Annotated in this window: 10 protein-coding genes; 4 read left to right on the forward strand and 6 right to left on the reverse strand. The window is 74.6% G+C overall.

The window, feature by feature from the left end:
• Positions 1-135 precede the first annotated feature (135 nt).
• Positions 136-1086, reverse strand: a complete 951-nt coding sequence (locus OG542_RS08570) for a LysR family transcriptional regulator (RefSeq protein ID WP_328409603.1) — start codon at positions 1084-1086, stop codon at positions 136-138.
• An 83-nt stretch (positions 1087-1169) separates the two neighbouring features.
• On the opposite strand from OG542_RS08570, the gene lpdA reads away from it, so the two are divergent.
• Both lpdA and OG542_RS08580 read left to right on the forward strand, forming a co-directional pair.
• Positions 1170-2606, forward strand: coding sequence for a dihydrolipoyl dehydrogenase (gene lpdA, locus OG542_RS08575; protein ID WP_328409605.1), 1437 nt, complete (start codon positions 1170-1172; stop codon positions 2604-2606).
• A gap of 174 nt (positions 2607-2780) precedes the next feature.
• Positions 2781-4031, forward strand: a complete 1251-nt coding sequence (locus OG542_RS08580; protein WP_328409607.1) for a M14 family zinc carboxypeptidase — start codon at positions 2781-2783, stop codon at positions 4029-4031.
• Between the two features lie 12 nt (positions 4032-4043).
• Here the strand turns inward: OG542_RS08580 and OG542_RS08585 are convergent, their stop codons facing one another.
• Positions 4044-5441 (reverse strand): M14 family zinc carboxypeptidase, encoded by a 1398-nt coding sequence (locus tag OG542_RS08585; RefSeq protein WP_328409609.1) that lies wholly within the window; start codon positions 5439-5441, stop codon positions 4044-4046.
• Positions 5442-5602: 161 nt separating this feature from the next.
• Positions 5603-6169 (reverse strand): FHA domain-containing protein, encoded by a 567-nt coding sequence (locus OG542_RS08590; RefSeq protein ID WP_328409611.1) that lies wholly within the window; start codon positions 6167-6169, stop codon positions 5603-5605.
• Between the two features lie 173 nt (positions 6170-6342).
• On the opposite strand from OG542_RS08590, the gene treZ reads away from it, so the two are divergent.
• Positions 6343-8088: a malto-oligosyltrehalose trehalohydrolase gene (gene treZ, locus OG542_RS08595; RefSeq protein WP_328409613.1), complete on the forward strand. Its 1746-nt coding sequence runs from the start codon at positions 6343-6345 to the stop codon at positions 8086-8088.
• Between the two features lie 21 nt (positions 8089-8109).
• Here treZ and OG542_RS08600 read toward each other — a convergent pair whose 3' ends face one another.
• Positions 8110-9066, reverse strand: coding sequence for an aminoglycoside phosphotransferase family protein (locus tag OG542_RS08600; protein ID WP_328417838.1), 957 nt, complete (start codon positions 9064-9066; stop codon positions 8110-8112).
• Positions 9067-9112: 46 nt separating this feature from the next.
• Positions 9113-10240 (reverse strand): aminopeptidase P family protein, encoded by a 1128-nt coding sequence (locus tag OG542_RS08605; protein WP_328409615.1) that lies wholly within the window; start codon positions 10238-10240, stop codon positions 9113-9115.
• Positions 10241-10439: 199 nt separating this feature from the next.
• Between OG542_RS08605 and OG542_RS08610 the strand changes: the two genes are divergently transcribed.
• Positions 10440-11195: a phosphodiesterase gene (locus OG542_RS08610; RefSeq protein WP_328409617.1), complete on the forward strand. Its 756-nt coding sequence runs from the start codon at positions 10440-10442 to the stop codon at positions 11193-11195.
• Here the strand turns inward: OG542_RS08610 and OG542_RS08615 are convergent.
• Positions 11188-11745 carry a PDZ domain-containing protein gene (locus OG542_RS08615; protein ID WP_328409619.1) on the reverse strand — a complete coding sequence of 186 codons (558 nt, stop codon included), beginning with the start codon at positions 11743-11745 and terminating at the stop codon, positions 11188-11190. The genes OG542_RS08610 and OG542_RS08615 overlap by 8 nt on opposite strands.
• Positions 11746-12256: the final 511 nt, after the last annotated feature.

Consider the following 12256-nt stretch of genomic DNA (forward strand, 5'->3'; position numbering starts at 1 on the left):
CGCGGCACGGCATGCGGGCGCGCCGGGCACGGCAGCGCGGCACAGACGCGTGGCCGGGCACTGGGGCGGCTTTGGAGGCGCGCTGCGGCGCGGCGCCGCACGCGCGCGGGCCCGCGCCTGCCCCCAGCGCCTCGCTCAGGCGGCCGCCGGGCCGTCCTCGGGGCAGTCCTCGTACGCGCGCAGCGGTGCGGCGGGAGCCACGCCTGGGTAGGGCCAGGCCGAGCGCAGCAGGTCGATGAAGGCCGCCGCCGCGCCGGTCGGTGCTACGCGGGAGAAGACCGTCAGCGTGCGCTTCCAGGGCGGGTCGTGGGACAGGACGGCACAGTCCTCACCGACCGCGTCGCGTACGAGGTGGGAGGGCACGGCGCAGACGCCGACCCCGGCGGCGGCCATCCGCACCGCCGTGGAGCTGTGCTCGGTGAACACGGCGGTGCGCGGGGTGAATCCGGCCCGGTCGCAGGCCCGGTCGAGGAAGCGTTCGCCCTGGACGACGGGTTCCATGGCGCAGCGCACCCAGGGGCGGTCGGCGAGTTCGGGCAGCGTCACCGTCGTCCGGCCGGCGAAGCGGTCGTCGAAGGGCACGACCAGGACGATGTCCTCCTCGCCCACCGGCACGACGGTGCCGGGCCAGTCGGCGGGCGCCGGGCCGACGGCGAGGTCGGCCGTGCCCCGCTCGACCTGTTCCTCCAAAGCCTCGGAGGAGGCGTACTCGTGGAGGTGCAGCAGGACGCGCGGGTGGGCGGCGCGCCAGCGGGCGAACACGTCCGGGAGGACACCGACCGCGACGGAGTGCACGGCGGCGATGTGCAGTTCTCCGCCCTCGGCGCCGGCGGCGGCGCGGGCCGCGCGGCGGGCCTGGACGGCGCTGCGCACGGCGAGCTCGGCGTGCGGCAGGAAGGCCCGTCCCATCGGCGTCAGGCGCACGCCGCGCGGCAGGCGCTCCAGGAGCGCACCGCCGACGGAGCGTTCCAGGGCCTTGATCTGGTGGGAGAGCGCGGGCTGCGACACATGGAGCAGCTCGGCCGCGCGGGTGAAGGACGCCTCCTCGACGACGGTCACGAAGTACTCCATCTGCCGCAGGCTCAAGACCCCTCCCATAAACGCCCTGCATCGATTCCACAAGAACATTGCCTTGGACGCATGGCAAGGGGCGGGCGGAGGCTGAGGGCATGAACTCATCGGACGTCAACTCATCGGACGTCATCGTCATCGGCGGCGGCACCGGCGGTTACAGCACCGCCCTGCGTGCCGCCGCCCTCGGTCTCGACGTCGTGCTCGTCGAGCGGGACAAGGTCGGCGGGACGTGTCTGCACCGCGGCTGCATCCCGAGCAAGGCGATGCTGCACGCGGCCGAACTCGTCGACGGCATCGCCGAGGCACGCGAGCGCTGGGGTGTGAAGGCGACCCTGGACGCCGTCGACTGGCCGGCGCTGGTGGCCACGCGGGACGACATCGTGGCCCGCAACCACCGGGGGGTGGAAGCCCATCTCGCGCACGCGGGCGTGCGGGTGGTGAGGGGCAGCGCCCGGCTGACGGGGCCGCGTTCGGTGCGGGTCGAGGGCGATGGCACGGACCAAGGCGCGCAGGACTTCACCGCCCGCCGCGGCCTCGTGCTCGCGACCGGCTCACGCCCGCGCACGCTCCCGGGGCTCGAGCCGGACGGCCGGCGTGTGGTGACGAGCGACGACGCCCTCTTCGCGCCCGGGCTCCCGGCGTCCGTGCTGGTGCTCGGGGGCGGCGCGATCGGCGTGGAGTACGCCTCGTTCCACCGTTCCCTGGGCGCGGAGGTCACCCTGGTCGAGGCCGCCGACCGGATCGTCCCGCTGGAGGACGCCGACGTGAGCCGTCATCTGACCCGCGGTCTGAAGAAGCGCGGCATCGACGTCCGGGCCGGCGCCAGGCTCCTGGACGCCGAGGTCCTCGACGGCGGCATACGCGCACGCGTGCGCACCGCCCGCGGCGAGACCGTCACGGTAGAGGCCGAGCGGCTGCTGGTCGCGGTCGGGCGGGCCCCGGTCACCGACGGCCTGGACGTGGCCGCCGCGGGCCTCGCCACGGACGAGCGGGGATTCGTCGTACCGGCCGACTGGGACCGGCTGGAGACGGCCGTGCCCGGCGTCCACGTCGTGGGTGACCTGCTGCCGCCGCCGTCGCTCGGACTGGCCCACGCGTCCTTCGCGGAAGGGCTGCTGGTGGCCGAGACGCTGGCCGGTGTGCCGTCCCTGCCCGTGGACTACGCGGCCGTGCCCCGCGTCACGTACTCGTCGCCGCAGACCGCGGCCGTGGGGCTGAGCGAGGCCGAGGCACGCGCGCGTGGGCACGAGGTGGAGGCCAACAGCATGCCGCTGACCGCCGTCGCGAAGGGCATGGTGCACGGGCAGGGCGGCATGGTGAAGGTCGTCACGGAGGCCGGCGGCGGGCGCGTGCTGGGCGTGCACCTGGTGGGCCCGCACGTGTCGGAGATGATCGCCGAGAGTCAGCTGGTCGTCGGCTGGGACGCCGAGCCGTCCGACGTGGCCCGGCACGTCCACCCGCACCCGACCCTGTCGGAGGCGGTCGGCGAGGTGTTCCTGACCCTGGCCGGACGCGGCCTCCACCAGCAGTGACACCGCGCCCCTGACGCCACACCACCAGCAGCGCCGGCACACCGCCCGTGGCGCCTGCCGCACACCCGCCGTCAGTGCTTCCGGGCGCCCCCTGGAGCCTCCCCGGCCGCGCCCTTGACACCGCACCATGGCCGTGGGGTACTGCGACTGCGAACTCGGGCGGATGTGACGGGGGTGAGTGTCCTGCCGGAGCTGCGCTACCCAACGGTGACCGAGCTGGTCTCTGCTGCCCGGGCGCTGGCCGCTCACCGCCCCGGAGTGTGCACCCTGCGGCAGGTGGGTGCCTCGCGGGCCGGCAGACCTCTGCACCTGCTGTCCGTGGGCCGCGCCCGCCGAGCCGTACTGGTGGTCGCCGGCGCCCACGCCAACGAGCCGACCGGCTCCTGCACCCTGCTCGCGCTCGCCCGGCGGGTGCTGGCGCAGCGGGAGTTGCGGGACGGCATGTCCTGGCACTTCCTGCTGTGCGCGGACCCCGACGGGGCGAGCCTGCATGTGACACCGGCGCCGCGCAGCCTGTTCGACTACCACCTCGGCTTCTTCCGTCCCGCGGGCCCGGAGCAGCCGGAGTGGGCGCCGTCCGTGCTGCCGCCCGACCGGCTGCCGCCCGAGACCCTGGCCCTGACCGGCGTCATCGACGAGCTGCGGCCCTACCTCCAGGTGACCCTGCACGGCACGGATCTGGGCGGCAGCTGGGTGCAGCTGACGAAGGACGTGCCCGGGCTGGCCGAGCCGTTCGCCAAGTCCGCGGCGGAGCTGCACATCCCGGTGGAGACCGGTGCCTCGGACGCCGCGGGCTGGCCCGCCTCCGGGCCGGGAGTGCATGTGATGCCCGCGCCCGGGGTCGGCCCGGCGTACCCGAGCCTGCCGGACGACGCACGGCACAGCACCTGGTTCCACGCCCATCGGTACGGCGGACTGACCGCGGTGGTCGAGGTGCCGATGTGGGCGAGCGACCTGGTGGACGACCCGGCTCCGCATCCGGCTCCGGCGGCGGCGATCGGCCGGCTCGCGCGCCGGCTGCAACGCGACGCGCTGGAGGTGACGCGCGTACTCGACGGCGCGCTGCCCCGGCTGGCGGACCTGGACGGGCCGTTACTGCGGGCCGCCAAGTGGGGTCTGGAGCTGGTGCCGGGGCTGGCCGCCGACCTGGTCCACACCCCGCCCGCGGACCGCACCATGGCGTACGTCGGCAGCGTGGACGCGTTCGTGCGGCGGGTGCCGCTGCGGGCGGCGGCCATGCTGCTGCGGGTGCTGCGCGGGACCGACGAAGGGGCGGCCAATCAGCTCGAGGAGCTCGTCGCGACCTGGAGCGACGCTTTCGCGGAACGGTTCCGTGCCCGCTGGGTCCCTTTGGAGCACCAGGTCGAGCACCAGTCCCGCACGGTGGTCGCGGCGGCGCTGCACGCGCGCGAGGGGGCGTCGTAGGCCCTGCGGCGTTCAGTCCCGCTGCATCGGCACCGCCGCGCCGGCCTCCCACCCCGGCTCAGCCGCACCCGAGCCGGAACCCGAGTCCGGCCCCGGACCCGAGCGCACGCGCGTGTGCCGCGCGGCCAGTTCGAAGGCGGAGAGCACCACGCGTGTCTGGTACTCCGCCTGGCGTGCCACCGGGATCCAGCGCGCTCCGCAGCCGTCGCGGTAGTCGGCGCACCGCTCGTCGATCAGCCGGTCCAGCTCCGGCAGGGCCCCGGCCGGGTCGCGGCCCGCCGCCCGCACGAGCTGGTGCAGCAGCCCCGCGGTGCGCAGCACCAGCCGTCGCCCGGAGATGCGCAGGGCGGCCAGGTGGGCGGTGCTCAGGGGCGGGAGGGGGTGGGCCGCGCCGTCGCCGGTCTCGGGGTCCCAGGCGTCGGCGAGGCCGGGGCAGACCAGTAAATAGTCGTCGACCGGGGCGAGCAGGCGCGCCGCGTCGGGCACGACGGCGAGGTGCGGGCGGATCCGGGCCAGGAGGTGCCGCAGGAGCCCCGTGTCGTGGCGCAGGGCGCGGCTGACGGCCCTCAGCACCGTGTCCCGGTCGGCGGGCGGGGAGCCGTCCGACACGGCCGCCACGCCCCACATGGGCGCCTCGACGACCGCGGTGACGGTGCCGTGGCGGTGCGGGTGGAACCACGTCGACTCGACGGCCGCCTCCGTGATGGCCGCGGCGAGGCCGGCCCGGCGCGGCGGCGGGATCCGGTAGACGGCGGGTCCGAGGCCCGGCCAGTACAGGGCGTCGTACGCGCCGAGTTCGCGGGGGACGCCGAGCCGGGCGGCGATGTGGGCGAGGCGCGGGGCGAGGCCGGGCAGGTCGCGGGTGAGCTCGACGAAGCCGCCGCCGATGTCCACGCCGTGCAGGGAGCACTGGAGGAACGGGCGCAGTTCGTCCTGGACGTCGAGCAGCGCACGGGTCTCGGGCAGGGCGGCGCCTGCCGCGCCGTCGGGCAGCCATTCGGGCTGTTCCAGGAAGCCGGGCCGGAAGAAGTTCCGGAAGTACTGGCCGAGGGTGTACGGGCCGGTGAGCCAGCCCTCGTTGCGGCGCAGCCCGTCCGGGTCCAGGCACAGCAGCAGGTTCCAGGTGGCGTCGGCGCCCTCGGTGTGCCGCGCGTCGGCCAGCACGCGCTCGGCCAGGCGCAGCACGGTGGCGCCGCCCACGGGTTCGTTGGCGTGCGGGCCGGCGACGACGAGGGCCTGGCGGCTGCCGTGGCCGACGGAGAGCAGCCACATGGGGGTGCCCGCGCGGGACGTGCCGATCCGGCGCAGCCGGGCGTCACGGGGGTGGCGGGCGACGAGGGCGGCGGCCCGGGCGCCCAGTTCGTCGACGGTCGGGTAGCGCGGGAGGGGCGGCAGGGCACACCTCCCCAATGCGGTGCCGTCGGTTCACCAGGTGTAGATGGCGTAAGCACAGTGAGTCACGACTTCAGGGGTACGTCAACACCATGGACGGCAACGGGATTTGAGCCACCCATGACGGACCGTCGGCCGACAACTCCCAGGCCGGCGCCGAAAGGCGCCTCGGTTTCAGGTCAGCCGGACGCCGGCCGGACTCCGGTCAGCCGGAACGTCATCTGCCCGAAGCCGACCTGGTCGCCCTCGCGGACGAGAGCCGCGCCGACGACCCGCCGGCCGTTCACCGTCGTGCCGTTGGTGGAGCCGAGGTCGCGCAGGACCCACATGCCGCCCTGGTGGCGGAGTTCGGCGTGCACGCGGGAGACGGTCTCGTGGCTGAGGCGCAGCCCGCTGGCGGGGTCGCGGCCTATGCGCAGCGGATGGCCGTGCGCCGGGTGGGGCAGCAGCAGTTTGGGCAGCCGCTCGGCCCGCCAGGCCCGGCGCAGCCGCACGGTGAACCCGGAGACCGCCTCGACGGTGCCGAACACCATCCGGGAGAGCCGGCTCTCCGTGGGCAGGTCGGCGGTGAGCACGGCGAGCTCGTCCGGGCGGCGGGCGGCCAGCGCCAGTTCCATGCGACGGACGAACGTGTCGTGGGACAGGCGGCCCACGGCGACGCCCTCACGGAGCACCTTCAGCGCCCTGTCACGCTCCACGTCGGAGAGCCGCGCGGGGTACGTGTTGAACTCGAAGGACGACGTCACGCTGGTGATTGTCGGGCAGCGCGGCCGGGCTGTCCAGAAAACGGGAAAACGGCCGCCCCGCGCGCGTACCCGGCGACACCCGCCGCAAAAGGGAGGATGCGCCAGCGGATTGATCGCGTTTGACGCACCATGGACGGGCTACATCACGGTGAGCAGACGAAGGGGAACCGTCCGTGCAGTTCGAGGTGTGGGCACCACAGGCCGGCCGTGTGACGCTCCGGTGCGACGAGGTCACGCGTGCGTTGGAGCGCGATCCGGAACGGCCGGGGTGGTGGCGGGGCGAGGCGGAGGCGCGCGACGGGTCCCGGTACGGCTTCGCGCTGGACGACGGGCCCGTGCTGCCCGATCCGCGCTCACGGCGGCAGCCGGACGGCCCGGACGGGCTGAGCGCGGTCGTCGACCACGAGCGGTACGCGTGGCGCGCGCGGTGGCCGGGGCGGCCGCTGCCCGGCGCGGTGCTGTACGAGCTGCATGTGGGGACGTACACGCGCGAGGGCACTCTGGACGCCGCCGCCGAGCGGCTCGGCCATCTCGCCGAACTGGGCGTCACGCATGTGCAGCTGATGCCGCTGTGCCCTTTCCCGGGCACGCACGGCTGGGGGTACGAGGGCGTGTCGCTGTGGGCGGTGCACGAGCCGTACGGCGGGCCCGAGGCGCTGAAACGCTTCGTCGACCGGGCCCACGAACTCGGCCTGGGCGTGGTCCTCGACGTGGTGCACAACCACTTCGGTCCGTCCGGCAACTACCTGCCCGTCTTCGGGCCGTACCTCACGGACACGCACCACACGCCCTGGGGCGCCGCGGTCAACCTGGACGCGCCCGGGTCGGACGAGGTGCGCGCGTTCCTCGTCGGCAGCGCGCTGGCGTGGCTGCGCGACTACCGGATCGACGGGCTGCGCCTGGACGCGGTGCACGCGCTGGTGGACACGCGCGCGCAGCACTTCCTGGAGGAACTGTCCTCGGCCGTGGACGCTCTGGCCGCCGAGGTGGACCGGCCGCTGTTCCTGGTCGCCGAGTCGGATCTGAACGACCCGCGGCTCATCACCTCCCGCGCCGGGGGCGGCCTCGGGCTGCACGCGCAGTGGAACGACGACTTCCACCACGCCCTGCACACCACGCTGACCGGCGAGTCGCAGGGCTACTACGCCGACTTCGCGCGCGCTCCCCTCGGCGGGCTCGCCAAGACCCTCAGCGGCGGCTGGTTCCACGACGGGACGTACTCGAGCTTCCGCGAGCGGCACCACGGGCGCCCCCTGGACCGCACCCGCGTGGCCGGACACCGGCTCCTCGGCTACAGCCAGACCCACGACCAGGTCGGCAACCGCGCCCAGGGGGACCGGCTTTCGGCCCTGCTCTCGCCCGGGCTGCTGGCCTGTGCGGCGACGCTGACGCTGACGGCGCCGTTCACGCCGATGCTCTTCATGGGCGAGGAGTGGGCGGCCGGCACGCCCTGGCAGTTCTTCACCGACCACACCGACCCGGAGCTCGCCGACGCCGTACGGCAGGGCAGGCGGCGGGAGTTCGCGGCGCACGGCTGGAAGGAGGAGGACGTGCCCGACCCGCAGGATCCGGCCACCCGGGACCGCTCCTGCCTCGACTGGTCCGAACCGGAACGCGAGCCCCACGCGCGCGTGCTGGCCTGGTACCGGCGGCTCCTCGCGCTGCGCCACGAGCAGCCCGACCTGACCGACCCCGATCTCGCCGACACCAAGGTGGCCTGCGACGAGCAGCGCCGCTGGATCGCCTTCCGGCGCGGGGACGTCCTCGTGGCGGTGAACCTGGCGCGGGAGCCGGCGGCGCTGTCGCTCGGCGTGCCGCACGCGCGCGTGCTGGCCGCGTGGGAGCCGGTCGAGACGCCCGGGGCCGACGGGGTGGTGCGGCTGCCCGGGGAGTCGGGCGTGGTGCTGTTGCAGGGGTGACGCACCCGCGACGGCGCTCGGCTACAGGGCGTCGTCGTCCGTCTCGCGCAGGTCCGTCACGCGTTCCAGCAGGATCGGCTCCCAGGCGTGGCGCAGCTGCGTCCGCGACACGCCGAGCCGGCCCACGTCCCCGCCGGTGAGGGCCTCGGCGAGGTGGACGACGGTGTCGCAGCGGGCGAGCCACAGGCCGCGCAGACAGGGCCGGGCGCCGTAGCCGGCGAGGGTGGCGGCGCGTACGGCGGCGGGTGAGCCGACGGCGAGCGCGAGGCCCGCGATGTCCTCGGCCGGGTCGCCGACGACCGCGCCGGCCCAGCCGAGGACGCCGCGCACCCGGCCGTCGGCGCTGACCACGAGGTGGCCGCCGGTGAGGGCGTGGTGGGTGAGGACCGCCGAGCCGGACTGGGCGGCGAGCTGGGCCGCGGCGGACTGCGTGAGCTGGTTCAGACGTGCGGCGTCGAACTCGTCGGCGTCGGCGCAGCGTTCGGCGGCGCGTACGGCGGCCCGGCGCAGCGCCTCCAGGGAGCGCGGCGCGGCGCGCGGCACACCGAGGGTCTCGGCCTGCCGGACCGGCACCTCGCGCAGCCCTGTGAGCAGCGCCGCGAGGTCGGCCTCGCCCACGGCGGACACGTCGTGCTCCTGCCCCGAGCCGCCCGGCACCTTGGTGTCCAGCGTGTAGGTCAGCCCGGCCGCCCACTCGCCGTGCGCCACGCTGGCCGGCACCGCCACCGGGATGTGCGGGCGGACGAGGTCGCGCAGGCGCAGTTCGCGGCGCTGGCGCACGGTGGCCTCTCGGTCGGGGGCGAGGCGCAGCACATGGCGGGTGCCGACCCACCAGGTGGCCGGTTCGGCGCCCTGGGTGGCGGGCCGGACGTCGGGGCCGGTGCCTTCCCCGCCCTGCCTGGTGTCCTTTCCGTCCTTGAGGAGGGACAGGACCAGCCGGCGGACGGTGTCCGCGGTGGGTGTCGGTGCCTGGGTCATGATCGCGCCGTTGCCGTTCGGGAGGCGTGGTGGGGACATGGTGGCGTCACTCCACTATGACCAGCTCGCGGGAGGTGGTGTTCAGGCGCCGCCCGCCGTCCTCGGTGACGGTCACGATGTCCTCGATGCGCACGCCGAACCGGCCCGGCAGGTAGATGCCCGGTTCCACGGAGAAGCACATGCCGGGCACGAGGGGCTGCGGCTCGCCCTCGATCATGTATGGCGGTTCGTGGGTGGTGACGCCGATGCCGTGTCCGGTGCGGTGGATGAAGTACTCGCCGTAGCCGGCGTCGGCGATGACCGCGCGGGCGGCCCGGTCGACGTCCTGGCAGGCGGCCCCCGGCCGCACGGCGCCAAAGCCGGCCTCCTGGGCCGCGCGCACGATGTCGTGCACGCGGCGTTCCTCGTCGGTGGGTTCGCCGACGTGGACCGTGCGGGAGGTGTCGGAGCCGTAGCCGTCCCGCAGGCCGCCGAAGTCGAGGACGACCATGTCACCGCGTTCGATGACGCGGTCGCCGGCCTCGTGGTGCGGGTTGGCGCCGTTCGGGCCGGAGGCGACGATGGTGAAGTCGACCTGCTCGTGTCCGTGCCGGCGCAGGTGCCGGTCGAGGTCCGCGGCCACCTCGGATTCCCGGCGGCCGGCGAACGGGACGTTCCGGATCTCCTCGAACGTCGCGTCGGCGGCGGCTCCCGCGGCCGCCATGAGCTCCAGTTCGGCCGCGTCCTTGACGGCGCGCAGCATCGGCAGGGCCTCGGTGAGCGAGGTGTAGGAGCTGCCGGGCATGGCCTGCCGCAACGCCAGCAGGTGCAGCGCCCAGGCGTTGTCGCTGATGCCGAACCGGCCCGAGGCGTCGAGCAGGGCGGCGGTGGCGGCGTAGGGATCCTTGCCGTCGGTCCAGTCGCGCAGGGTCAGGGCGGACGCTCCGGCCGCCTTGTGCGCGTCCGGGGCCTCCAAGGCGGGGACGACGAGGACGGGGTCCTGTCCGGCGGCGAGGACCAGCAGGGTGAGTCGTTCGGTCACCGCCGGGGGCGTGTACCCGGTGAGCCACACCAGGTCCGGTCCGGGGGCCACCAGCAGGCCCGCGAGACCGGCCTCGGCGGCCGTCCGCGCGGCGCGGTCCATGCGGGCCCTGTAGTCGTCGGCGGTGAAGGACGCGGCCGTGCTTGCGGTCATCCGGGCCTCCCAGGACGGGCGAAGGGGCTACGGGCAGACATCCTGCCCGGCCGGAGAGGGCGGCGCGAGCCGTCTGCGCACTTCACCTGAGCATCACTGCTAACGGCAAGGTATTTCCGAACCGTTAGATCTAATGCTTAGATTCGCTACACCCATTAATGGGCATCCATCACTCGTTCGAACGAGGGGGCGTGCGGCCGTGCTCGTACTGGCACACATCAGCGATCTGCATCTGGACGGGAGCGCGCGGGCGACGGAGCGTGCCGAGCGTGTCCGCGACCGGTTGCGGGAACTGCCGGGTCATGTCGACGCGCTGCTGGTGACCGGGGACATCGCTGACCACGGCACGGAGCCCGAGTACGAGGAGGCGGCCCGCCTGCTGGGGCTGCGCGACGGCGACGCCCCGTTCCCCGTGCTGACCTGCCCGGGCAACCACGACAGCCGCGCGCCCTACCGCAAGGCGCTGCTGGGCCTGCCCGGGGCCGAGGGGCCGGTCAACAGCGTGCAGGTCTTCGACGACGGCGCCGTTCTGATGTGCGATTCCAGCGTCCCGGGGAGCGACGACGGGGAGCTGGACGAGGAGACGTACGACTGGATCGAGGCGACCCTGGACGAACTCGACGGCGGCCTTCCGGCCCTGCTCGCCTTCCACCACCCGCCGGTGGCATTGCATCATCCGCTGCCCGACTCCTTCCGACTGCGTCACGCCGACCGGCTGGCCGCCCTGCTGGCACGCCGGCCCGAGATCGCCGGACTGATCACCGGCCACGCCCACACCCCCGCCGCCACCTCGTTCGCGGGGCGGCCGCTGGTCGTCGGCCCCGGAGTGACGTGGACGCTGCGGCTGCCCTGGGAGGGCGATCAGGTCGCGGACCGGGACGCGCCGCCCGGACTCGCCTTCCATGTCCTGGACGACACGGGACGGCTCACGAGCCACTTCCGGGTGGTCACGTGACGAGGGCAGGTACGACCGTCAGCTGCTGGTAGCCGCCGCGGTGCCGCACCGTCAGCCGGACCTCGACGCCGGGCCGGGCACGGGCGACGACTCGGGCCAGGTCGGCGGCCGTGTCGATGCGGGTCGTACCGAAGACGAGGAGCAGGTCGCCGCGCTCCAGGCCCGCCGCGTGTCCCGGGCCGGGGACATGGATCCCGACGACCAGGGCTCCCGGCTTCCCGGCGTCCATGACCTGCACGCCGAGGGTCACGGCTGCGGGCACGGGCGCGGCGGCGGACGGCGAGGGGCCCGGGGGCGACGGCTTGTGCCACCCTCGCGGGTCGAGGACTCCGCCCGTGCCAGCCACCGTGGCGCCCACCGCCCCGAGGCCGATCCCGGAGAGGACGAGCAGCGCACCCAGGAAGGCGGCGAACAGCGCTTTGACGAGCCTCCGGCCGCGCCGCCGGGCGACGCGCGGGCGCGGCCGGGCCGGACCGGCCTCGGTGGCCGGCGCCGCCGCGTCGGGTTCCTGACCAGGCATCGGCTTGGGTCGCAGCGCGGTCTGTTCCATGGCTCGCCTCCGGATGGTGCCGATCGCCTCCGGCGGACGCGGAACGATCACGGCTGGTGCTCTACCCGGCACCTCGGCACGCGACGAGCCACGAACGAGTGAGACTGACCGGCACCGGTGGGGGCCATGGGGCCTGCCACTGAGGCCTGAACCAGGGCACGGCTCGCACCGCGCCCGACGTGCCGGGCACGGTGCGAGGCGAGCGATCCGTCAGCCCGTGTGTCCCTCCCCGTGGCCGCCGTGGGCCCCGCAGTGGTCGACCGGACCCCGATGGTCGGGCCGGCACCTGACCGTCGTAGCCCCACATCAGGGTCAGCGGGAGCTGCGGGTGCAGGCGCACCCAGGCCGGGCGCAGGGCGATCTCGGTCTCGCGCAGGACGTCGCCGGAGGCGGGTCGCAGGACGGGCGGACGGGCAGCGGCGTGACGTACGGCGTCAGTTCGGCCGGTGCGGGTCCTGTGCCTGATGCCCCGTCTGCTCGGTGACGTCGAGTTGATCTGGCCGGAAAACGC

It is taken from the genome of Streptomyces violaceus, from assembly GCF_036014075.1.
GTDB lineage: Bacteria > Actinomycetota > Actinomycetes > Streptomycetales > Streptomycetaceae > Streptomyces > Streptomyces violaceus.